General features: G+C 53.8%; 19 protein-coding genes. 14 read left to right on the forward strand and 5 right to left on the reverse strand.

What is annotated here, in order from left to right; genetic code table 11:
• The first annotated feature begins 7 nt into the window (after positions 1–7).
• From SH528x_RS27080 to SH528x_RS27115, 8 genes are read left to right on the forward strand one after another with little or no spacing between them, the layout of a single operon-like run.
• Positions 8–949: a type II secretion system F family protein gene (locus SH528x_RS27080; protein ID WP_442506566.1), complete on the forward strand. Its 942-nt coding sequence runs from the start codon at positions 8–10 to the stop codon at positions 947–949.
• Positions 943–1,737, forward strand: a complete 795-nt coding sequence (locus tag SH528x_RS27085; RefSeq protein WP_442506567.1) for a hypothetical protein — start codon at positions 943–945, stop codon at positions 1,735–1,737. The genes SH528x_RS27080 and SH528x_RS27085 overlap by 7 nt, the downstream gene beginning before the upstream one ends.
• Positions 1,734–2,888, forward strand: coding sequence for a hypothetical protein (locus tag SH528x_RS27090; RefSeq protein ID WP_442506568.1), 1,155 nt, complete (start codon positions 1,734–1,736; stop codon positions 2,886–2,888). The genes SH528x_RS27085 and SH528x_RS27090 overlap by 4 nt, the downstream gene beginning before the upstream one ends.
• Positions 2,875–3,270, forward strand: coding sequence for a type IV pilus modification PilV family protein (locus tag SH528x_RS27095; RefSeq protein ID WP_442506569.1), 396 nt, complete (start codon positions 2,875–2,877; stop codon positions 3,268–3,270). The genes SH528x_RS27090 and SH528x_RS27095 overlap by 14 nt, the downstream gene beginning before the upstream one ends.
• Positions 3,257–3,808: a type II secretion system protein gene (locus tag SH528x_RS27100; RefSeq protein WP_442506570.1), complete on the forward strand. Its 552-nt coding sequence runs from the start codon at positions 3,257–3,259 to the stop codon at positions 3,806–3,808. The genes SH528x_RS27095 and SH528x_RS27100 overlap by 14 nt, the downstream gene beginning before the upstream one ends.
• On the forward strand, positions 3,805–4,158 hold the full coding sequence (locus SH528x_RS27105) for a hypothetical protein (RefSeq protein ID WP_442506571.1): 354 nt from the start codon (positions 3,805–3,807) through the stop codon (positions 4,156–4,158). Before SH528x_RS27100 ends, SH528x_RS27105 begins: the two co-directional genes overlap by 4 nt.
• On the forward strand, positions 4,155–5,231 hold the full coding sequence (locus tag SH528x_RS27110; protein WP_442506572.1) for a DUF1559 family PulG-like putative transporter: 1,077 nt from the start codon (positions 4,155–4,157) through the stop codon (positions 5,229–5,231). Before SH528x_RS27105 ends, SH528x_RS27110 begins: the two co-directional genes overlap by 4 nt.
• Positions 5,228–6,550: a DUF1559 family PulG-like putative transporter gene (locus tag SH528x_RS27115; protein WP_442506573.1), complete on the forward strand. Its 1,323-nt coding sequence runs from the start codon at positions 5,228–5,230 to the stop codon at positions 6,548–6,550. Before SH528x_RS27110 ends, SH528x_RS27115 begins: the two co-directional genes overlap by 4 nt.
• A gap of 57 nt (positions 6,551–6,607) precedes the next feature.
• Here the strand turns inward: SH528x_RS27115 and SH528x_RS27120 are convergent, their stop codons facing one another.
• Entirely contained in the window at positions 6,608–8,080 is a 1,473-nt protein-coding gene (locus SH528x_RS27120) for an IS4 family transposase (RefSeq protein ID WP_442506501.1), read from the reverse strand.
• Between the two features lie 291 nt (positions 8,081–8,371).
• On the opposite strand from SH528x_RS27120, the gene SH528x_RS27125 reads away from it, so the two are divergent.
• The gene (locus tag SH528x_RS27125; RefSeq protein WP_442506574.1) at positions 8,372–9,277 is read left to right on the forward strand and encodes a hypothetical protein; all 906 of its coding nucleotides are present in this window, start codon (positions 8,372–8,374) and stop codon (positions 9,275–9,277) included.
• 19 nt (positions 9,278–9,296) lie between these two features.
• Entirely contained in the window at positions 9,297–10,415 is a 1,119-nt protein-coding gene (locus SH528x_RS27130; RefSeq protein ID WP_442506575.1) for an endonuclease/exonuclease/phosphatase family protein, read from the forward strand.
• A 635-nt stretch (positions 10,416–11,050) separates the two neighbouring features.
• Here the strand turns inward: SH528x_RS27130 and SH528x_RS27135 are convergent.
• A complete protein-coding gene (locus SH528x_RS27135; RefSeq protein WP_442506576.1) occupies positions 11,051–12,562 on the reverse strand; it encodes a S8 family serine peptidase in 1,512 nt (503 codons plus the stop codon).
• Positions 12,563–12,789: 227 nt separating this feature from the next.
• On the opposite strand from SH528x_RS27135, the gene SH528x_RS27140 reads away from it, so the two are divergent.
• Positions 12,790–14,247: a hypothetical protein gene (locus SH528x_RS27140; RefSeq protein WP_442506577.1), complete on the forward strand. Its 1,458-nt coding sequence runs from the start codon at positions 12,790–12,792 to the stop codon at positions 14,245–14,247.
• Between the two features lie 92 nt (positions 14,248–14,339).
• Here SH528x_RS27140 and SH528x_RS27145 read toward each other — a convergent pair whose 3' ends face one another.
• Complete coding sequence (locus SH528x_RS27145) at positions 14,340–14,573, reverse strand: hypothetical protein (RefSeq protein WP_442506578.1); 234 nt, start codon at positions 14,571–14,573, stop codon at positions 14,340–14,342.
• A gap of 320 nt (positions 14,574–14,893) precedes the next feature.
• Between SH528x_RS27145 and SH528x_RS27150 the strand changes: the two genes are divergently transcribed.
• The 3 genes from SH528x_RS27150 to SH528x_RS27160 all read left to right on the forward strand — a co-directional run bounded on the left by SH528x_RS27150 (position 14,894) and on the right by SH528x_RS27160 (position 22,452).
• Positions 14,894–16,906, forward strand: a complete 2,013-nt coding sequence (locus tag SH528x_RS27150) for a caspase family protein (RefSeq protein WP_442506579.1) — start codon at positions 14,894–14,896, stop codon at positions 16,904–16,906.
• Positions 16,907–16,944: 38 nt separating this feature from the next.
• Positions 16,945–20,703 carry a CHAT domain-containing protein gene (locus SH528x_RS27155; RefSeq protein WP_442506580.1) on the forward strand — a complete coding sequence of 1,253 codons (3,759 nt, stop codon included), beginning with the start codon at positions 16,945–16,947 and terminating at the stop codon, positions 20,701–20,703.
• Between the two features lie 69 nt (positions 20,704–20,772).
• The gene (locus tag SH528x_RS27160; RefSeq protein ID WP_442506581.1) at positions 20,773–22,452 is read left to right on the forward strand and encodes an arylsulfatase; all 1,680 of its coding nucleotides are present in this window, start codon (positions 20,773–20,775) and stop codon (positions 22,450–22,452) included.
• Between the two features lie 61 nt (positions 22,453–22,513).
• Here SH528x_RS27160 and SH528x_RS27165 read toward each other — a convergent pair whose 3' ends face one another.
• Positions 22,514–23,212 carry a DUF1003 domain-containing protein gene (locus tag SH528x_RS27165; protein WP_442506582.1) on the reverse strand — a complete coding sequence of 233 codons (699 nt, stop codon included), beginning with the start codon at positions 23,210–23,212 and terminating at the stop codon, positions 22,514–22,516.
• A gap of 246 nt (positions 23,213–23,458) precedes the next feature.
• Positions 23,459–23,929 (reverse strand): hypothetical protein, encoded by a 471-nt coding sequence (locus SH528x_RS27170; protein ID WP_442506583.1) that lies wholly within the window; start codon positions 23,927–23,929, stop codon positions 23,459–23,461.
• Between the last annotated feature and the right edge of the window lie 110 nt (positions 23,930–24,039).

The raw sequence follows: 24,039 nt of genomic DNA on the forward strand, positions 1-24,039 counted from the left end.
ACTCCCCGTGGTCAAACTTTCTCAGCTTCAACTCGCTGCCCTGCTCGAAGAAATCGCCAGCGCTATGCGTCGCGATGTCTCGGTAGCGGACGCACTGCGCCGATTAGAACGCAGCCGACTGGGGCGAGTCGGACGCGTGGCAGGTGTTGTGGCTGAAAAACTCGAACAGGGGCAAACCATCGCGAGTGCACTGGACTGGCCGGCGTTCCCAAACCGCGCTCAACTGGCCGCGTGTGTGAACACTTGCGAACAATCCGGTGACGCTCGCCTGTTGGACCGTCTCGCTAGCTTACTGCGTAAACAAGCGGACTACCGACGCAATATCCGATTGGCGTGGGTGTATCCGGTCATGCTGGTTGTGCTTGCCTATGCCGTGCTGGTTTTATTTATGACGCGGATGGTGCTGGGTGAAAGTACGCCCGATATTCGCTGGCCTGATCCGGTCGTCCATTTTAGTGAATGGTTGTCCGCATATTGGATCTGGCCCGCAATCGTTTTTGTTGCATTGATTGTTGTCGCGGCGATTTACTTTCGCAGTCGCGTTCCTTTTCCCAAAAGCGTGCGGCTTGGTTTGTTCTGTGAATCGCTGGCCGACCAGATCGCGTTGGACGTTCCCGATGATGTCGCGATTCAAAATGCGGCAGCGTTGTCCGGTGCAAAGTCGTATTCATCGATCACGAACCCGAGTATGAATAGCCCCGAGATCGTATCGATGCTCTCCCATGTCACCATGGATACGATGGAAGTACCCGAGGTAGCGGGAAAAGACGTGCTGGTTGCTCGACTTCGCTATCTTGCCACAATTCATCAGGAGCGAGCACGACGGCAGCGTTATTTGTGGACACATCTCGTGCCTCGGTTCGCGATTGTTTCGTTTGGAACCCTGTTTGTATTCTCGTATATCGCTTGGGTCATCGGGCCGGTCTATCGTCAGGTGGCACTGTGGTAAAGAAACTCGATGCCGTTTCGCAGCGATTGATTGCGTCCGGCGCTGACCACGAAGCAAGTGTGTTGCAGTGGTTGGACGGACAACAGCAACGACGCAACATGACCAAGCGTGCAATTTGGTCAACCGCCGGCGGGTGGTTGCTTGTGATTGCATCGGGCATTGTTGCAAGTCTCGTTGCAATCAAGATTTCCATCGATGTGCAAGACATCACTTCAACCACTCAAGGGATGTTCGGTGACGTCGAGACACCACAGCGGGTATTGTGGGTACCTTATGTCACAGTAGTGATTTCAATTCTGTTGATCGGGTTTGCCGTGATCGGGATATTGCGTGGCGCGTTACCGGGTTACCGGTCGACGAAATCGGCGATCCAGTGGGCTGCGGCGAGTGATGCCGTGTCTCGTTTGTTGGCGGCCGGGTACACGTATTCCGAAGCGTTCACGGCGGCTGCCAGTGTCGTCAAGCAAGGAACGGCCTATGGTTGGTTAAACGACACGATCCGGCGATTAGAGCGAGGCGAGTCCGAGGTCGGTTTAACGTCGTGGTCACGTGGCGATGCCGCCTTGTTGGAAGCGATTGTCGACGGAGCAACGATCAGCCCCGAACGCCAGTGGCAAATTGCGTCGGATCATTTCAGCGAGGTTGCTCAGCGCCGCTTAGTCTTGCTGACTCAGTTGATGCCGTTGTTCTCAACCGTGGTTGCGGGCGGACTGATTTGGATCGCGGTAGCAACCACGCTCGGTTGGTTCTGGTACACCGTGTCGAGCATGATCGGAGGCTTGACATGAACCCCTACCTCGCCACCGGGCTACGGATTTTTGGCTACGTCGTCTTCTTTGTCGGTCTGTTGTTGGTCTTTCCAGCGCCAGTGAGCGTTTTGTTTGCCACGTTAGTGATCGTGGGCGTCGAAGATTTTCGGCGACGTCGTTGGCAACATGCCACTCGCACGTTCAACGAGATGATTTGTTCGATCCAGCGGCATGATGGTCGCATCGAGAACGTGGTTGCTGCGTTTTCACGTTCTGGTCCTCTGCGAAACCAATGTCGTCAATATCTGTACCGACTGCGGGCGGGTGAGGATCCGGTTCACGCCGCGGAAACCTCGGGAGTACCGCTATCGTTTTCTACCGCAATCGCATTGCGAACCGTTCGCAAACCCAAGTCCGAAGCGACGCGACCTGCTCGCGATTCCCGCGACCGCTGGGTTCAGCATTCCGATGAACTTTCCGATAGCGATTCCAATGAAATTCCGGCGTACGGTCAATTCATTTACCTCATTGCCGTTGGCTTGATGGTCTATCTCTGCTTGACGTTCTTAGCGACTTTCATCACTCCGACCCTCGAAAAAATGCTCGAAGAGTTTGGCATCGATTCGTTACGCTGGAAGATTTTGCTGCGAAATTTTGCATCCGGTTGGGTACTCGTTGGTTTAGTGATCCTGTGTGGCATGATTGTTCCTGCACTCAGTCGCGGTCGGATTTTTGGATTGCGGCTGCCGCAATGGATCCCGATGCTGCCACATCGTGCGAATCGAAAAGCCGAGGTGCTCAATGGGTTCGCCGACGCAATCGAATCGGGAATGCCGTTGGATCAGGCAACTCGCGTTGGACATTCGATCTCGCGTTGGGCGTCACAACGTGATGAGATGCATCAGGCCTTTGTTCGACTTGAATTTGGTAACTCGCTCGCTGCGGTGATGCAGCAAGCGAAATGGTTGACGGCTACCGAAGCTAAATGGATTGAGGGGGCATCGCCCGAACGCATGAGTGAATTGTTGCGTTCGATCGCCGACCAAAACGTACGTAATGCGAATGCGAATAGCCGTTGGTTGTTGGGGATCTTTTTCCCCGTTGTGATTGTTTTGCTAGGAATGCTCGTGCTTGCCTATGGAATTGGATTGTTCGCATCGTTGTCGGAGCTCATCAATGGGATCGCGTAGTCATCGCCATGCTCGACGTCACGGCAGTCTGATTGTGGAAGCGGCGATTTGTTTCGTCTTGCTCGCGACGGCCGTCGTGGCATTGATGAAGTTAGCCCAAAGCAGTGCGGTGCTGTCCAAACAAGCAGACCAGCGACTGGTGGCGACGCTTGCCGCCCAAAACACGCTCGAACGACTACAAAATGTCGCTTCGGGCGAACTGAAGTCGAGTGCCGAAGAAGTTGCGGCGGCGATCAACGAACTAACGAAATGTGACGTCGAGGTGACCGTCAAGGAGTTTCAGTCACAATCGCGATCCGGAATGCATCTGCGCATCGAGGCCGCTTGTTCGCCGGACGTGCACGTCACCCTTCACGATTGGCGGTGGGATGATGATAATTAAACCTTACCACTCGTTCCGCAATTTGAATCGTGGCGTCACCTTGATCGAAGTAATTGGAACGCTATCCATATTGCTTGCGATCGGAGTTTCCACCGCCACGATCATGTCGGCGGTCACCAAGGTTGGCCGGCGTGGGAATGCCTCGGTCCAACAGCGGGATGCGATCCAGCGATTTGCCACTCAATTGCGAACGGATGTGCATCAAGCCAACGAATTTGAATCAGCGGCGGAAGGTTGGCCGCTGCAATTGCAAGGGAGTGATTTCGAGGTGCGGTACGAATTGCATGCCGAACAAGGTTCATTGAGACGAACGAGGTTGGAATCGGATCAGGTGACGAGTGTGGAGTCATTTGAGTTCGGCAAGGAACGACAAATCGCACTGCAAACCAGCGAGAACCAAGTGACGGTTGTCATCGATACCGAATCCGTGTCGTACCCGTTTATTGTCGAGGCGATTCATGGGAAGCCCAATCCTGAAAAGCCCAATCCTGAAAAGCCCGGCCCTGAAAACCCCGATCTTGGGAAGGCAGAAGAATGAGTGGCAACCGAAAACGCAAGAAGCAAGTTCGCCGAGGAGCCGCATTCCTGCTGCTGGTCGTCGTTGTGCTGCTGGTGGTCGTCGAGGCCACGCGGACGATGGTGGTCAGCGAATTTTCGCTGCGAAAATCGGAGGTCCAGCGTACACGAGTTGTTACGATGATCGCCGCGATCGATGCGGTCGGTACGCTGAACGAAGAAACCATCGAACTGCCTCTCAATGAAGCAAATCAGGAACGGATCGTCGTCACGTCCGACGGAGAACAACGCGTCACCGCACGCTGGATGCGGGGCGACCATGTGGTTGATCAAATTACAAGACAGCAGCAAGTATCGGAGTCCGAAAAATGACACAACCAAGTAGCGGAACTCGACAAGAGTGTCGACCATCCGCGTCCCGTAGCGGAACTCGTCAAGAGTTTCGGCAGAAAGCGTTTCAGACCACCGAACCGAAAGTCTTGGCGACTTTCGCTACGCCTGGAGGACAACCGGCTCGCGGCTTTACGCTGGTCGAACTGCTAGTCGTGATCGCGATCATCGGCGTGCTGGTCGGATTGGCGCTCCCCGCGATGCAAAACATGCGTGAACTATCGCGTCGTACCGCGTGTCAGCAAAACCTGACTCAGCTATCGCTCGCCTTGTCGTCTTATTCGCTCCGCAATGTTCATTACCCGATGGGTACGATCAATTCCACCGGTCCAATCCTAAACGAGCCGGTCGGGTATCACCACAATTGGATCAGCGGGTTGCTGCCGATGTTGGACGCACAAAGCGTTTATGAAGCAATCGATCGCAGTGAGAGTGTCTATGCACCTGCGAACGCCGAGGTGCGAAGCTTGTCGATCCCGATGCTGCAATGCCCGTCGCAATCAGGAATGCGAGAAAACACGACCTGTTACGCAGGCATACACGCTTCGTCCGAAACGCCGATCGACGAAGATAACGACGGAGTATTGTTCTTGAATGTGCCAGTGTTGGATTCCGATATCACCGACGGATTGGCCTACACCGCATTTGTCGGTGAAAAGCTCTCTCGGTTTGAAGAGGACCTGGGTTGGATCAGCGGTACACGTTCGAGTCTTCGCAATACCGGACATGCGATTAACGCCGAGCTTGCTCGAATCCGCGGTCCTCAGGGGCCTGATCAAGAGGTCTCGGCGACCTATGTCGGAGGGATCGCCAGCGACCATCCCAACGGAGCGAATGTTTTGCTAGGCAACGGCAGCTATCGATTTTGCAATCCATCGATGGACGCGACGATCCTGAAACAGCTCGGTTCGCGTGCCGATGGCGAGATTCCACATGAGTGGAAATCGGATGAACCGTATGCAGAGTCGCCATCGACAACGGACACGCAAACCTCGACGGAGAAGACTTCGAGCGAAGATGTATCGAACGAAACAAGTAACGAGGTTTCCGAATGAGATCATCGAGGCGGCTTCTTCCGAATCTTGACGCATTTGATGACGTGACACATCGTTGTGGAAAAGATCGTCGACGTGGTTTCACGACGGTCGAGTTATTCGGCGTGTTGTTGATCATCACTGTGCTGATTTGGATGTTGCTGCCCGCAGTGCAATCGGCTCGGGAACAGGCACGGCGCACGAGTTGTGCCAACAACCTGATGCAAGTCGGGCTCGGGGTTCAAGCTTATCACGAAGCGTTTACGCAGTTCCCGGTGCAGTTGTCGGGAACCGACGGCAGCGCCACACCGAGCAAAGACAATGATCGTCGGCTCAGTATCTTTGTAGGATTGCTGCCGTTTTTGGACCACCAGGCTGCGTGGAACGAGATCCAAAGAACTCGTGAATTCGATGATCGCATTGGCTACGGCATGATGTCGATGTATTCCGATGACAAATACTTTGGTGCACTGGAGGATGACGAATTCGAAGACGAGGCTGAGTCAAAGGAACCATGGGTTGCAGGTGGCCCTGAACCGTTCGTCGATGCCTACGAACCGTGGCATTGGGAGTTTCCGGTTTATCGATGTCCAAGTGACCCCGGCATGGGAGAACCCTCGTTTGGGCGGACTAATTACGCCGCCTGTTTTGGCGATGGCATGGTGGCCGCGGATTCGGGTCCGTTTAGTGAAGTGGAGGGAGTGTTCGTCTACGACACAACGTTGGCCGAGCAGACCGAGGCGGCGATGCGAGGCGTGTTTGTGCCACGCGTAGTGACGCGACTGAGTGATATCACCGACGGTTTGTCCAACACGATCGTGTTGGGGGAAATTGCGACCGATCTTGGCGACAAAGATAATCGAACCAATCCGATAGCAGGCCCCGGCCTGGAATTGCGTGATCATCCCGACTGGGCTCGCGAACACGCCAAACTCATTGATTCCGAGCGGCCTCGGTTTTGGGAGGTCCAAGCAGGGTCTACAAAACTAGGTTTGGCGACGGACAAGGGGCGTGGATTTCGTTGGGCGGACGGAATGCCTTTGTATTCGGGCTTCAATACGATTCTGCCACCGAATCGTGAGATCACCCTATCGCAAGATCAAGACGACAGCTGGGGCGTGTTAACCGCAAGTAGTCGGCATCAAAGTGGCGTTCACGTCTGTTTTTCCGATGGCAGTGTTCGGTTTATCACCGATAGTATTGATTCGGGAGACACCAGTCGCAGTTCGGTTTACCCCGAAAGCCCCAATCCGCCCGGCAGCAAGAGTCCGTACGGATTGTGGGGCTCGCTCGGAACAAGGTCCAGCGGTGAGCTGAACCAGTTACCCTTAACGCAATAGCCCCCGCAGCGAAAGTCGCGAAGACTTTAGAGAGTGTGGGATAGGCTTCCAGCCTTTTTATACCCCAAAACTCATTTGCTTGAATGCAACGAACGCTTCAACGATGGTCGAGAAACGGTTCATCCCTCGCCAGAGAGTTCTTGAGCCGGCAGGACCCTGCGATTTTTTGTCGATGTAGCCGCCTAGGATGGCGATCGATTTTCCGAACGCTTCCATCGTTGGTGGAGACTTCGGATCGACCGGGCGTTTAGTTAGAAATATCATGATCGCCATCCATTCGTCTTCGCTAAAGTAGACCGTGCAGGGCGACTGTCCGTCATGACGTGTGGCGCCCTTGAGGTACTCCACTCTCCAAGCGACGACCGTGAGCATCGAAAACGCTCGTATATAACGCTCCAATGTTTCGTACTTCATGTCTTCGATGTGAAGCCCACTTTTAAGTGTTTTGAAGTACAACTCCACTAGCCAACGAAAACAGTAGCCGGTCAAAACCTCGTCAATTTCTTCCGCCGAACTGACCGGCAGGGTTGTCAGAAGCATCCAGTTAATCGGGGCTTCACCGATTGGCGGATCCACCTCGAGCGACTCCACCACATTGATCCAAGTGTCGGTCAACTTGCCAGTGCTGGACCGCCCGGTTCCGGCAACTTTGACGCGCACGCTGCGAAATTGCACCAGCGCTTCGCGTGAAATACGTGCCTGTTTCCGAGCTCGTTTCTTATCATCTGGAAGCACCGGAGCGTCTCGGCCACCGATCGAAACCGTTTTCTCTCCACGCCAAGCGACCTTTGAAAGCGTCTCTTCAATTGTCGTGACATCATCAATCGGCGAGCCGGTGACCGCATCGACGGCGGCGACGATCTTCTGAGTCCGGCACTGACGAATGATGAATCCATAGTTCTCTGGAAACTCCGCCGCCTCGGCCAGCAGTTCGCCAATGTCCGATTCGCTGTCGGAAAGCTGAATGAACTGAGTTTGCGGCATCGAGCGGGCGATTTGCTCGCCGCTTTGCATCATTTCCATCCATCGGCTGCTCTCTTTTTCTTCAAAACAGCGTCGCTGCCGTTCGGCTTTGCGCTCCTTGGCTGGCACTTCCAATGACGTCGCATCACGAGTCCAAAGAACTTGGTCGACCACTCCCAAGGGGATGCCTGGGGCAGCAACGGCGTAGAGCGGATGGTAGAAAAAGCCAAAACGTTTGCCGCCCGAAAGCGGTCCTGCCCCGCTGACCTGCTGCTTTGGCTTGGTCAGATCGAACTCGGACGAGTCCTGATCCAGAAAGACCCGTTTGTGCTCGCCGCATCGCTTTCGAGCGGCCTGATGATGTGCGTCGAAGATTTGATCCACGTCTACCTTGGGGTTGTTGGCTAAGCGATAAATTCCCTTCAAGTCAGCTTTGGAACGAACACGGTCCGGTGTCGACTCGCCGATCGAGGAAGCTTGAGAGACAAACTTAACAACGCGATCCACCCGCCGCTTGTGGCCCAGGTCCAACGATTCAAATTCCTGCCGTACCCAATCGATAACCATCCGTGCAACCTCCGTGCGATGAAAATCTAAATCGCAGAATCATTCGCACACACACGAGAAAAGGCAAGAAAATGTTTTGGGGTATAAAAAGGCTTCCAGCCTGTTGTCAAACTTGTCGTTGCCGCCACCATGCCGGAACTCCGTGTCTCTACGGTCCGACCTACGTGGCTATGTACAGCATAAGTGCGACCCATGGTGTCGATCGCCATCGCCCCCCCTCACGGTGTGTTACAATGACATGCGTCACCATTCGGTTACTGAACCCGCTACCTCTTTCTTTGGAGGATCGTCATGAATTCTTTCCCGAAGCTTTATCCCAACGTGGCCGCGGTCGGGGAGCTTCCCCCAGACCATCTCGAAGGGGTCCTGCGTGAGCTTGATGACGAATCAGGAGCGGTCGAGCTCCTCGAGACCATCAATCGCGGAGAAGTTAAATCGCTCGCTGCATGGTTCGGCAAAAAGCCGTACTCCTACGCAAATCAAACCATAGGTTTTATCGAACCGCTGACAGACATCTCATCGAATTTGTTACCGATCCAGACGCTGGGGAATATCCGGGCAGACGAAACGCTCAAGGGCGCCCGAATTGATATTCACCTCGATCGGTTACGGGTTTACGACTATCCAGGACGAGGCAAACATAATGTTGTGGTTCAGTTCAAAGCGAATCACGCACAACAAGATTTACAGACCAGTGACGCGGTGGTCTTTAACCAAGCGTTTGATGTAGATGAAGATTCGCTCGCAGGAGTGGTTGGCTATCCGGTCTTCAACGGGCTGGTGGTGGGACAAAGCGGCGTGGCGTTTCAATTGTGTACCATCAATGCACATAACAAGACCGACGAACAATTATTGTCCGCGTTAAAAAGCGACTCGGTGACTTCGGGTTTGAGTCTATTGACCACTGCACAGCCTGCGTTAAAGCCGTTTGTGGATGTTGGCAAAGGGATCGTTGAATCTTTGTTGAAACGTTCGCGAAACGTCAAAGTCCAAGAGTTGTTTCTTGGACTTGACTTTGGAGACGCACCGCTGGCTGCTCCGATGAAATGTGGGAATTACATCGTCGTGCAAGTCCAACAGCCCCAAGATTTGAATTGGAACGACTGGGCTTTTGATCGAGACCTCTGGACGTTTGTCTCGAAGTCCGATTCAAAACAATCGCTTCCGTATAACTACTTTGTTTCTCGATCGAGTTGACCGACACAAGGATCTCATTATGCCTTTCCTTTACAAATTTGATCCGCCATCGACTCGCACGCGTGCACTTGACCGCGAAACGACCACGGACCAGCGTACCGCCACGGGGTTGCTGCGACTGCGTGAAAAGTTGGCCGAGCAGGTTCCCAAACGAACGATCAATGAAACGTTGTTGCTGGCGACCTGGAACATTCGCGACTTTGACAATGCAAAGTATGGTTTCCGCAGCGACGAGTCCATGTATTACATCGCAGAAATCATCTCGCATTTCGATCTCGTTGCGGTTCAAGAGGTGAACGCCGATTTAAAAGCACTCGATCGATTGACCGCCATTCTAGGTGACTGGTGGAAGGTGCTGATCACAGATGTCACGGCCGGGAACGCGGGAAATCGTGAACGAGGTGCTTTCATTTACGATTCGCGAAAGGTGATCTTTGGCGGGTTGGCAGGCGAGGTTGTGATTCCCGATAAGAAGTTGGCCGATCGCACGTTGCAGCCGCAACGGCAACTGGCTCGCACTCCTTTTTTGTGCGGATTTGAATCGGGTTATTTACGCTTTATGCTGTCGACCGTTCATATTTATTACGGCAAGTCAGTCAGCGTTGATCCCGTCCGGCTTGAAGAGATTGAAGTATTGTCGCAATTCCTTGCCAAGCATGTCGAGGACGAACATGCTTGGGCTCGTAATTTGCTGTTGCTGGGCGACTTCAACATCTTTTCGACCGAAGATGCAACGTTCAAGGCGATTGAAGACGCTGGCTTTTTCATCCCGCCTCAGTTTCGTGCGATCACCTCCAACGCTGCCGGTGGAAAACATTTCGATCAAATGGCCTTCATCAGCAAAGCTTACGATGACGATGTCGTGCGTGAACGTGTGGGGAAGTCAAAGGCGGGTGTCTTTAATTTCTTTGATCACGTCTACCGGGACGATGAAGAGCAGACATATCGTCCCGAGATGGGCCCAAGCTATGCTGAAAAGTCCAGCGGTGAACTTCGCAATGAGCGAGAGAAACGCAATCATTACCGGCAGTGGCGAACCCACCAAATCTCAGACCACTTCCCGATGTGGCTGGAGCTGAAAATTGATTTCGGCGAAGAATATTTACGCAGTGTCGCTGGCGAAGAAATCGAGGGTTAGCGGACCGTGCAGTCGGAGGGTAACCGAAGGTACAATTTGAGTGTTTCACTCCGCACGCTGTCTATTTGCACCCCTACTGCCACGGTACCAGCTTGAAAAGCTGGCCCCATTGTCGCACGGCTTTCCAAGCCGTTGGCGTGCTTCACGTTTGAACGTCAAAGCGCGAGTCTCTTGCGTTCAATGTGGACGGCACGTCTACCGCAACGGTTCCAGCTTGGAAAGCTGGCCGACATTGGTTTCCGCCGCCTAACCGAATCGTCACCTCGCCGAAACTTGTTTTGGGGAGGTCAGAGTCGGCGGTAGCCGGCTCTGGGTGGGGCTCGAAGTGTTAGAGAATGCAACGTGCAAGGTTAAGGTCACCAGCCCTCCCCGGCCGCTTCCTGCGGCCGACTCTCCCAATGGGAGGGTGAATTCTCCTCACTCCCGCTCTCTTTCCGCCTCCATGCCGGAACTGCGCTCCGGCCTGCAATGTCGCTCGGCTTTCCAAGCCGTTAGCGTGCGTCACGTTTGAACGTCAGAGCAAGAATCTCTCAGGTTCAATGTGAACTGCAGGTCTACCGCAACGGTTCCAGCTTGAAAAGCTGACCGACAATAGTTTGCGATAAAGCTCCGCTCCGCTCTGCTACGGCTCAGCGTTATGCGGGGGCGAGGGGAAGGCCGTGGCCGTAGTCCGCGGGATCGAGCTCGGGTGACGTCAAGCTTAACTCTTTTAGTCGGCGATAGAGCGAGTAGCCGCCGAGCCCGGGATCTTGTTCCAATAGTAATGCGGCAATCCCTGCGACATGCGGCGTTGCCATGCTGGTCCCGTTCCGAATTTTGTAACTGTCACGGATGATGTCGCTCGAGAATACATCGACGCCGGGGGCTACAAAATCGACTTCTCCGTATTTGCAAAACGTGCGATTCGAAAAGTCAGCAACATGTCCTGATTCGCGAATCGCCCCTACGCCGACAATCGAAGGGGTGTTGGCTGGTGCGGATACTCGGCGCTGGATCCCGGCCGAACGCCGGGAACGATTTCCGGCGGCCGCTATCACCAACGCATTCTGCTGGATCGCTCGCAAGCCAGCGGCCTCGTACGCGGTCGAATAACCCGTGCTGCAACTGTCCACACCTCGCTCGATCGACACCGAGATCACACGACACCCTTGATTGATCGCCCACTCGATTCCTGCGATCACGTTGGCTTCCATGCCGCGGCCATTTCGATCCAATACCTTGGCAATATACAACTCGGCTTTACGAGCGATTCCATAGCGAACCGTCGTCGTTTCTTGTCCACACAGCGTCCCAGCACAATGCGTCCCATGACCATGGTCGTCTTGAGCCAAACGCCCGACATAGCTCACTGTCTTAGCAACGCGACCTTCAAATCCCGGATGCTCTAAATCCAATCCGGTGTCGATGACTGCAACACGTATTCCGTTGCCCGACAGTGGACATACGTCGACTCGCGTTTCGTGTAGCCCCCAAGTGGACGAACGTTCCTCAGATGGGGACATTTCGGTCCGTCTTCGCAGATCGAGCGGGAGTTTTTGTTCAGGTAGTAAGTCGATACCACGGACGTCTGGTTCAGGCTCATAGATCAGCTTTTCATCCTGTGTCGGCTGATGGATGAATTGGTCCAGTGCGTCGCGGTAACCGCGCAGGTAGTCTGCGGAACTCCGCGATTGGGACCGACCTGCATGCTGGCAATAATATTCGGGCTCGATCACAAACCCCGCATTTTTTCGTTTTGATTTCCCCCGCGAGTTCGATGCAAGTGCTTTAGTCTGAGTTGGATCGACGTTCAGAACGACAATTCCAAGCGATTGCAGCACCATCGCTTCGGCATCGTCGGGCATTTGATAAACACCACCGTCGCGCGAACTGACGATACGTCGGACGCCAATTTGGTCCTCCAATTCTCGCAACATTTCCTGGGTCGCCGCTGGCGTTGCATCGAGGGTTGTTGCCAAAAAACGTCCTGTTTGGGTCGGTTCTTGTTCCTCACTGCGGGAAAACATGCTCTGCGGATGTCGACGATCGAATGCCTTAATATCTCCCGCCTCGCCGCCCGATCGTTTCTGACGCAGAGCATTTTTCTTAGACTTCGATCTTTGCTTCTTTTTGGCCATCTCGGTTCCCTTCGGTTGTCCATCAAGCATTCACAGTCGCCGCTGGCATCTGGCGAGCGATCCCGCAAACTCAACCTAATCGGCACGACGCGATGGGGGTTGAGCTCTAGTTCCTTCAGTATCGTTGTTCGACGAAGGATCGCAAGCAAGATGCCCGATTTGACGGTAATGCGGGTTGAGCCGGGGGGATTTCCCGGATAACCCGCATCCCTTTACCCATTCGATGTCACGCGATTCGTCGCGTCGGGAGCGTTTTGATGTTACGTAACGGATTCGTTCGAGCTTTCAGCAGCTTGGTTTTAACCGTGCTGTGTTTGTCGATGACCGGCTGTGGCTATATGCAATACAAGCACCGCAAGCCGCATATCACCGCGCGTCCCGCGTCCCCAGCCAATCGATGTGAGTCTCCGGGGATTCCCTTTTACTTGCCCAAGCCACTGTTGGTGGTCTCGAAGAATTTTTACCACGTCGAGGACGCCAAAATCGGTTTGACCGGTTCGGCCCCAATTCCGACTAGCTTTGATAACCAGGCGAACTACGCCAAGCTCGATCTGACCGGCAACTTCAGCCGCTCGGGCAGCAGTTCGATGCAAGGAGGTGGTGCGGCTGCTGCGGACAACCTGAATGGGGAACAATTTGATGGTGTGGCTCACAATCCGACGCTTCACTCGGATCAAATCCCTAGTGGGCCGCATTCGAGCGAACTGGTCAACGATGGTCTAGGTCCGCACATGTTCTTCACTTACGAAATTGTGTTTGTGCCCGATTTGACTCAGAAATACACGATCGAGATCAACGGTGGTCCCGGAGAGATCCGTGCTGCGATGAACTTGGTCAACGGTTGGCAATTCACCGGGCTGGGGCCTTATTACATGAAGGACAGTTCCACGGCACAAAACATCATGGCACAGGGCGCTGCAATGAACCTTGGCTTGGGTGGGGCCAGCGATGTGATCAACAGCGTCGCCAATTTGAAGAGTTTGGCGGGCACCGGAGGTCCGGTCGGAGCGAGCGATGTTGCGGCATTGGCCGAAGCCATGGATCGTGCTCAAAAAGACGAGGTGTTTGACGTTTCGCAGTTCCCAATGGATCAATGGGGAACCAAAACGGTATATCATGCCGACGGCAGCACGGAGATCGTGAAGGTTCCGCCAACGATCGAGAACTATGCAGAAATCTCGGTTTACGAAGCGAGTCTCGAGGGCGGGCGAATGGTGTGGAGTCCTATTGCTGAGAAGCAATACGACCGAGAATTCCTTGGCATCATGCGAAAGCAGTCGTCTGCAAATCCACAAGCCTCGTTCGTGCCGCCAAGCAATCAAGGTCCAGGGCTGTTTGATAAATCAGGTGCAGCCGATGTGGATGCCGAAGGTGATGCGGTACTCGAAGCGAGTTCGGTTCAACCCGCCTCGCATGTGCATGCTGCCGCAAAAATCAAATTCCAGCAGCTGATCGATCAATCAGGTTTGAATCAGCCAAATCAAGGCGGCGTGATGGGAGCGAGTGGCTTTGAGTCGCCCGTGGTGCAAGTTCAACCGGTCAGCCCCGCTGCGACCGTCGTCTCGGCCACGCCTTATGCCGACCCCGAGTTAACGAAACAAATTTTAGAGCGGGCGATGACTCCACAAGAACAACCTAAGCGATCATTTTGGCAGCGTTTGCATCCCAAGAGTGTTAACTCAAATACCACGGTGAATGGCACCACGTCTCACTAATCGCGTTCGCCGGTTGTGTAACCGACGCAGCATGAAAGCCGTATCGTGGAACTTGCAAAAGAGACGCGACGAAGGATCTTTAGCAAGATCCACTACGGATAAGGGGCAATTCCACAACCATTGAACGGATGACTCCGCGGGCTATCGGCGACGTCGCCAGCCCATTGTTTGCGTGCCTTGCGGATGCTCGGGGCATCGTAGGGATCGTGATCGATTGCTTTACTTATGATCTCGATCCTTGTTTGTTCGTTGCTGATCACGTTCAGTCGACGACGCAGTGCGTTGTCGGAGGACTCTAATGCGATCACCGCTGCAAAGCCGATCATACGCCTGTACTTTTGTTCCTCTGGGTTTTAGTCCCGCATCGGCGAGCAATTTGTAGGCATTTTGGCCTTTGAGCGACAGCGGGTATTCGATCGCTCGTTGCGTTGACGTTTGATCAGCTGTCATTTTCGTCGTCTAAATCACTTTAAGTGAAATTGGAATGCGATTTTGCGCGGATTAGCTTGTTTCACTCACATTTATTAATTGCATCGTCTTTTTCTTGTGCACGGATGCTAGTGGGTGTAACCTAAAGGAAAGGACTAGCTGAGTTGCATATTGATATTTCACCACGGTCCTAGTCGAGACAACGGAGATGATTGATATGGCGAGTCGAGCTTTTCTATCGGGAATTAATGACTATAAAACCATCGGTGATCTGCGAGGCTGCGTGAACGACACGCGTTCCCTGCAGCGGTTACTGGTCGATGAATTTGGGTTTAACACCGATCACATCCGAGTTCGAACGGATGCGGAAGTCACCAAGGCAGAGCTCAAAAAGGGTTGGAAATGGTTACTCAAAGGGGCGAAGCCGGGCGACCGGTTAGTGTTCCACTTTTCAGGCCACGGGTCGTATACCGCTGACACGGATGGCGAAGAAGGTGAGGCGGATTTCCGAGACGAATTGCTCTGTTTGTACGGCATGGACTGGAAGGATCCCGACACCTTTATGCTCGACGACGAACTGCGAGCGTGGACCGAGCAAATCCCCGATGGCGTTGACGTGACGTTTGTGCTGGATTGTTGCCACAGTGGATCAGGCACCCGCTTTATCGCTCCTGAGCTGAGCCGTGCAGCAAAGACTGACTTTTTGACCGCTGGATCATTGTCGTTGGATCAAGTCGCGGCGGAGCGAAGGCACGACGAAACGAAGGCCGGAACTCGGTCGATGGAAGATCAGCCAGGCGTGCGTCCGGCGACTCCGAAAGATATCGATCGTCATACCGTGTTGGCGCGGTTCGCCCCGCCTCCGATCGAGGTGCAGGTGGCGATCGCCGATGCAACCAAGACACGTTCGTTCCGTGATGTGTTTGAAAAAACACGCACTCGCGGTGGCGACGATTCGGAGATGAATCACGTGTTGTGGTCAGGATGCCGTGACGATCAAACCAGTGCCGATGCGTTCATTGGTGGCGATTGCCATGGGGCGTTCACCTATTACTTCTGTGATTCGATTCGCAAGGAGGGAGCGACGGCAAAGGCATCGGCCGTCATTCGCACATTGCATGATCGACTGCGGAACGAACGATTCGACCAAGTTCCACAGCTAGAGCCTAGTACGACGGCAAGCGTGGTCTTCGGTGGTAAGGAAGTCGCCAGTGATGACGATGATGAATCGGATGAAAAGAACACGTCCGGAGCTGCTCAAATCTCCTCGGCTGACTGGAAGCAATTGTTGGCTATCTTGCAACAGATCGCCAATCAATTGGCGGCAGTTCAACCTGGGGCCGGCCGCGACGGTGACAGCGGCGGCGCTCGTGCCGGCCGACAAGCGTTGGTCTATGTTCATGGAATTTGCGAACACCCAGCCCATTTTTCCGACAGTTGGTGGAATGCAATGTCACCGTTTCTGACACTGCACAACCAGCAAGTGTTAGGAGCGAATCGCAAAGAGGTGTTATGGAGTAAGCATGTTTCAAAGACGAATCGCGAACTCAGCCGTGAAGTGGATCCGGTCCAGCAGCAACAGATGGAGTTGATGTTAGAGGCGATTTTGGAAGAACGGATGGCACGTGAGGCCGCCGAACAGATTGCTGAGCGAAGCGGTGAACGCGGCATCGATCGAGAAGTGGAAGGTGCGGTCCCGCGTGCCGCCTTTGGAATCCCCGGACTCGATTGTGTGGACGATTTCGTCAAATATCTGTCCAGCGACCGTATTCGACGTCTGGTGATCGACGAATGCACCGACGTGGTTCGTCCGCTGTTGCAGCAAGGCAAATCGATCGAGCTGATCAGCCATAGTTGGGGAACCGTGGTAGCCTACGAGGCGTTGCGATCACTCGAACGTGAGGGATTGCCGGGTCGCGTGCACAATTGGTTCACGGTCGGTGCGGCTCTGGCGATTAAGTTCGTTGCCAATCGTTTACGGCCCGACGATGGCAGGAAACCACGAATGGTTGACCACTGGATTAACGTCAATGCTCGGGGCGACGGGGTTGGCGGAAGTCTGTTGGCCACGGGGATGCACGTCGACCGCGAGTTCTTGAGACTGGAACCGTTTGGATGTTCCTCGACGTTCGGTTTCGTCTCTCCCGCCTGTGCGCATTCTTCCTATTTCAAGTCTGGTAATAGCCGCGTGAACCGGGATGTTTTTGCCAACGCGATTGAGCAGGTTTGACTTTGGCCCACCTGTCTCATCTTCCCGATCCAGCCCCCATGAATCGGCCACTGTTTTGTGTCGCAGTGGCGAGAGTGTCCGACGAAGATCGCCCCTGGGCCAAACGTCTCGGACGCGAACTGTACCGCGTGTTGACTCGAGATCCCGACGACCCTTTGTCGTTTGGCCCTGGGATTCCAGTCGCGATTGATATTGATTTAACGGATCACGCGACGCAACACACCGATGTGCTAGACGGGGATGAACGAGACGCCGACGAACAACCTCAGGGACTGGCGGTGTTGGCCGAGCATGTGTTGTTAGTCATGGTGGCAGGGACCAGTTCGCTGCTGCTTGAACCCGACGAGACGGTCACCCGGCTGAACCAATACGGCGGCAATCACGTTCAACTAACCAAGTTACTTGTTCCGTCTGATCGCCGCTGGTTCGGTGAATCCAAGCGGTTCGCCAATGTTGGAATCGCTGATTCGGTATTAGGCAAAGATGATATCAGTACGGTAGTGGATTCCGTATTGAAAACGATGGGGGAATGTTTCTTTAACATTCACGTCGAATCGGATTCGGGCAAGCGTTTTCAGTTGACTCGACCTCATTTTTTTCTCTCAAAAACTGCTGCAGAACCTGATCCCGAGAGCGGAAAGGTATCGCTGCAATCCGCGGGTACAAAGCGTTCACCATTGTGGCAGTATTTTGCGTCGATTGATTCGTTCGACGATACGGTGGTGGATCAAGCGGTTCAATCTCAAGCACGACTGGCCGGTGTGCTCGTGTCGCTTCAGAGTTATCAAGCTGGAGAAACACGTCTGCAAAATCGCGAGATCATCGTGGCAAAGAAGCAGGGGTGGCCTATCGTGTGGGTGCCACCGCGTTCTTGGGTATTCCCTACGATCGACACCACTGAAAACGAAGGAACTGCGACTGGGCCTTTGGCAGGACAATGTTTGGTGCCAAAACGGCGTGTATTGCACTGGGAAACCCTATTGCGTCTGGCGGCGGTCGAACATCTACGGCATGTGCATTTTCACTTGATTGCCGATCGCATAATCGAAGCCGCACAGTTACCGGTGAATACCGCGGTGATTGGTCGTGCTCCGGAACTGCTTGATTTGACAAGCGGTCCGCTGCGAAACGCACGAACAAGGACCGTGTTGCATCCTGATCCTGCGTTGACGCCCGAGAGTCGCGAAGTGTTGCGGGCGGCCGCGCCACTGTTGCATCCGGTCACACCTTCGACGTTGATGGGGCGTGGGATAGTCAAAAACGCTTCGGGACGTTTAGTGACCCCGCTGGATGGGATTCGAGTCGGATTTTCAGTATCGAATTTTCGCGCAGACGACTTTCGCTTGGGACAAACGCCGCTGCATTTACAGGACGCCACCGTTCAAATCACCCGTGTTTTAATCGGGGGTGGAGCATCGATCAGTTACGGCGGTGGATTCAAGACGGGCAATGCGACATCGATGGCACCTCTGCTTGGCGAATTGATCGAAACGTACAACGAAACGGCAATCAGCCCTGCTCAACGATTACGTGTATTCCAAGCGGCCACTTCGAAGCTTGAGAACGTCCCGGAAGCGGTCCGTTGTCAAATTCGGCACCTCGGTAAGTCAAGAGATCTGGTGGATGCTAGGATTTTCTCGCCTGAAGAACTCGCGACGCTTCCGTTTGGATTGGTGTATTCGGAAATGAGAGCGGCGATGACCGCCGAGACTGATGCCCGAGTCGCAATTGGTGGACAAAGTCTGCCGAGAGACATCGAACGTGGCGCGGGTTATGGCGGCCGATTCCCCGGGATTGCCGAAGAGGTATACCGAGCAATCCAAGCGGGCCAGCCTGTTTATTTATGCGGCGGATTTGGTGGTCTAACAGGCCGATTGACTCGTTTGATGCAGCAACGCGAAGACGGCGATTCGTTCTGGGACGAGCGAACCTACGGTGGCAATCGCCGCTTCGCCGGCCTCGTCTGGGATTTCGATCATCATCCAAAACGTGGTCAAATGAATCTGCCTGCAAATTTGTTGGCGTTAGCAAAATCGGTAGCCAAATTTGCCAAGACTCTGGGTGATGATGACGTGCAGTGGCGAAATTTTAATGGACTCGATCGACGACAAAACGAAGTGCTCTGGAGTGCGACCGACCCGATCTTGTTGAGCTCGCTCGTTTCCGAAGGACTGATGCGATGGCGGGCGTTGCGTACCGTTCGTGAGGGCAAACTTCGGATCGAGGCGATTCATGGCAACGTTACCTCGGTAACCCGAGCCGATGTGTTGGCGTTGCCGGTGTTCGATGATGTGGATCCACAAGGCGCAGGTGCAGCAATCGATCGGATCACCGGCGGGATGGTTCGTCAAGCTCAATCGCAATCCGGCAATTTGATTGGCGTTCGCAGTGACCAACTCGATGTAGATTATCTCTGCGCAGTCTCGCTCGGCAAAGTGTCCGAGAATAATGAAACGATGACGAAAGTGCGAGAGGCGATCACTGAAGCCGCCAGAGAGATGATGCTGAAGTGCCGCGCCGAAGGTTTTCACTCGCTTGCCGTTGTTACGTTTGGTGGTTCAACACTAAATCGATACGAAGACGCAGTGCAAGCGATGTTAGCTGGATTTAAGAGTCATCCGGATGACTTGTTGATCAAATGGGTCGAAGCCGACGAAGAGCGGTTCAATCAGTTGCTACAAGTATTGCGGCAGCGTGAAGACACTGATGTAACGACAGTCTTGAAGCCCGTTCAAGCCGATCCGCCAACGGCCTATCCCTGGTTCAATCTGACGATCAAATATAAAAATGGCCTGCTTGACGTGACCGCGTTGCCTCAGCGAGGAACCGGCGTCGCCTGGACTCATGCCGTGGAACTCGATCCACAAACGCTTAGTCACTTTGCGAAAGGGTCGGGGGTTAGTGGAAAGCAAACTCCGAGCCAAGCAGAGATTCGTCAGCGAGGGAACGACTTGGCACGTCTACTATTTGCCGACAACGTCGATGATTTTTGGCAACATTGCCAGAATTGCCCGATCGCTATCACACACAATGCCGCTGCGTCGCAGATCCCATTTGAGATGATGCGGTTTGGGGGTGGCGATTTGGTCGACGGAGCACCCGCGATTCGTGGTGGTATTCACCGCTGGTTAGCCGTGGGGGGAAGTCGGATGTCGACTTCGTTTGGTGGCCCTCGATTGTCGCGGAAACTGAGTGTGGGATTGGTCATCGATCCAACAAATAATCTTGCGGGAGCGCGTCGCGAGGGCCGAGCCATCAAGCGAACGCTGGTTGCGATGGGAAACGATGTGCAGTTGATCTGTCTGGGGGAAGGAGATGGTGACGAACCAGCGACGCGCGACGCCGTCATCGGAATGCTTCAGCAAGTGGATGTGTTGCACTATTGTGGTCACGCGTTTTTTGATGAAAACGATCGGACTCGGTCAGGGCTTCTACTGAAGGGGAATGAGATTTTAACCGCTCAAGATTTGAGCTCGCTCACGCCGATCCCACGGGTCGTGATTTTCAATGCCTGTGAAGCGGGGCGTGTCCGAGGCGAAACGAAACCGCAGCAACACGCCAGTTATTCGCTCGCTGAGATGGTGTTGCGTAGCGGTGTCGAAGCATTTATCGGCACGTTTTGGGAGGTCGAAGACGAAGCAGCTGCGACGTTCGCCCTGAGTATCTACAATGGATTGACCGCCGGATTGACCCTTCGTGATTCGGTGACCGAAGCACGAAAACAGCTTGCCCTTGCTGAGCAAAACGACTGGGCCAACTATATTTTGTATGGCGATGGTCGATTCCGACTCGCCTAAACATGGTTCAATAACGATCTCGTCGTGACTTTCCGTGTCCCTCTCTATCCTCGCTTGCGGATTTCTTCGATGCTCCATCGTTTTCTTTACAGTGTCGCTGTTTTGTGGATGCTTGTCGCCCCAACGCTGGTCGCTGCCGCCGAGCGGCCCAACATTGTCTTGATGATGGTCGATGACCTTGGCTTCTCGGATTTCGGATGCTACGGCAGCGAAATTGAAACGCCGAATGTCGATGCGCTGGCTCGCAACGGATTACGGATGAGCCAATTTTACAACACTGCGAAATGCCACTCCTCGAGAATTTGCTTGTTGACCGGCAAGTACCCGTTCCAAGCAGGCAATGCAAAGTTGGACAAGGCGATCACGGTTGCTGAGGTCATGCAGCAAAATGGCTACTTCACGGCGATGGCCGGTAAGTGGCATTTGGATCAGCAGCCGACCGACCGCGGTTTCATGCGTTATTGGGGCCATTTATCAGGAGCGACCAATTACTTTGTCGGCGACGATACGTTTCGGTTGAACGGCGAGCCATGGTCCGATTTCGGTGATGATTTTTACACCACTGATGCCAATGTTGACTTTGCAAAACAGTTCATCGATGAGGGGATCGAAAGTGGAAAGCCATTCTTTCAGTACATTGCCTTCAATGCGCCGCATTATCCACTGCAGGCAAAGAAAGCCGACATTGCAAAGTACAAAGGTCGCTACGCGGCGGGATGGGATGCCATTCGCAAGCAACGCTACACCAAACAATTAACCGAAGGTGTGATCGATCCTTCATTCAAACTGAGTTCGCGACCGAACTACATCCCCGCCTGGGACGAATTAACCGATGAGGAACGAGCGTGGGAGGAAGCTCGCATGGAAGTGTTTGCGGCAATGGTGGATTGTGTCGATCAAAACATTGGCCGACTCGTCAAACATCTAAAAGACAAAGCAGTCTATGACAACACACTGATCTTGCTCTGTTCCGACAATGGAGCGTGTCCCTTCGATCGGACTCGAGGCAAACAGCTTGATCCCAGCGATCCCAAATCCTACTGGTGTTACGATGTCGGTTGGGCGCATGTGGGTAACACACCGTTTCGTTGGTACAAACAAAACCAGCACGAAGGCGGCATCTCTTCACCGCTGATCGCACATTGGTCGCAAGGATTGAAGGCCGAAGCGGGGACGATCAGTGACCAACCGGGGCACTTGATCGATCTGATGGCGACATGCCTGGACGTGGCCGACGCAAAATATCCTGACGAGTTTGATGGCAAGCGAACGACACCGATTCAAGGCGTTTCGTTGTTGCCGATTCTAAAAGGGCAGCGGCGTGAGGGGCATGAGTGGCTCTATTTTCAATTTTCCGATAACCGTGCGTTGCGACGCGGCGATTGGAAGGTGGTCTCGGCCGAAGGGGGACGCTGGGAACTTTACAATATTGCCAAGGATCGTTCGGAACTGAATGATCTTGCCGCGGAACAGCCCGAGTTGACCGAAAAACTGAGCGGGCTTTGGCATACGGCCGCCGAGCAAGTCGACCAGGCCCCACCAAAATTTCGCAAGCCAGTGGCAAAAAATTTAAAGTCGTTCCCGCTGCAAACGATGACCCAGCGGCAAGGAAAAAAGCGGAACGACGCGAAGTCGTGTCCTTGTGATGATATTGTCACCGAGATTGAGGTAATCATTCCGACGTCCGCACGTGTTCGTCTTAACCGATCAAGCAAACCGCAGCGGCTCAGGTGCACTAAAATGTTTTAATGTTTTGCTTTTGGCTAGGCATCGCCATCGGGGATGGAAGCAGGGATCGGTGCACTGCTACTCATCGTTTTTTCCCGATCTCTTCGAGCAAGTCGGTTTGTACTTGTTGGATTTCAAGCAAGCGTTGCCATTGATGGGTCAGCAACAAATCCAACTTGGAATGCAAATGGCGGATTTCGAGTTCGGCCTTCAAGTTGACAAGGTAGTCGTTTTCGGACCTTAGGCGATCTTTGCTTTCCTGGCGATTCTGACTCATCATGATCACAGGCGCTTGGATGGCGGCGAGACACGACAGGACCAAGTTCAACAGGATGAACGGAAAGGGATCGAACGGTTTGCTAAGCATGGCGATCGAATTGATCATGATCCAAATCACCAACACACTGGCAAACAGGATGATAAACGTCCAACTGCCGCCGAACGAGGCAACGTGATCTGCCAAACGTTGACCAAGTGTGGATTCGTCGTCGACCGTTTCGTTCAAATTCTGAGTCAGGATGTCGTGTTGGCGAAGACTCTCGATGACCTCTTTTTCGAGTGCGCTCAACTCTCCCTTTTCTTCCATCAAGACGCCTTGAACGTACAGGCTTCGGTAGTGATTCAAGTCATTTTGACAGATATAGGTGTCGCCGTTCCAATCGGGATGATCGGCGGCAATCAGGGCTGCCATCGCGGGGCGAACCAGTCGGCTGGGCGAAACATCCGCGAGTGCAAATTGTTTTTTGCAGACGGAACAGGTGACATGAACATGATTTCGCATAAGACGGATTTCACAATGAGAAACGAATAGACTCGACGCACTTCGACTACAACAAGCTCGGCATGCACTTGCAAGCGATCGAAAAAGCAATCAAGGATCTGAGTGTCAGCTTAGATAAATGACCTGTCATTCAAAGCAACGTCACGCGGTGTTTCGCGACGAGATTGGAGCAGCACCTAGATCGGAGCAGCACTGCGTCTTGGACTCGTCTGACATCGAAGGAACGAGGTGCCATTTCGCCCCGCCTTATACAAACACGCGGCTATAGCTGGCGACGAACAACACCAGGTGAATAGCTAGCAAACTGGCCGCAGCGATCCGCTGGTGCGAATACAGACCCAAAATACTGAGCAGACAACCTAATCCGGCTACCAAGGTTCCACCCGCGGGAAACCAGATCGTCCCCCCCAATGCAAACAGAACGACGAGGGTGGCTGCGGCGACGGCTCCGATCGAGGTGTAGCGAAGCGGTGTCGCCTGAAAGAACACGTCCTCCGCACGAGCGGGCTGTTCGGCCGGTTCGGGCTCTTTGGCAAATGGCGACCCGGTTCGGATTGCGGAATCTTGTTCGCTCAGCGATGACCGATTTGCTTCGCTGCGGACCGCATGGGGATCCACAAGCGAAGCGAGTATAGGAACGTCATTCCCGGTCGCGGCATCGAGAGAGCTCGGCTTCTCGCTTTCGTCCTGCGGTGTTGCAGAGGCGTCGTGTGTCATCGCAGTTGCTTGAGTCGATACAAGGACTTGAATTGATTAAAAACGCCACTGTTATTCGAAAACATTGGCCCGCAAATGTTGCCACTTTTGGGTCGGGGTGGCTATCTTAG

Source organism: Novipirellula methanifontis (assembly GCF_052161655.1).
Taxonomy (GTDB): Bacteria; Planctomycetota; Planctomycetia; order Pirellulales; family Pirellulaceae; genus Novipirellula.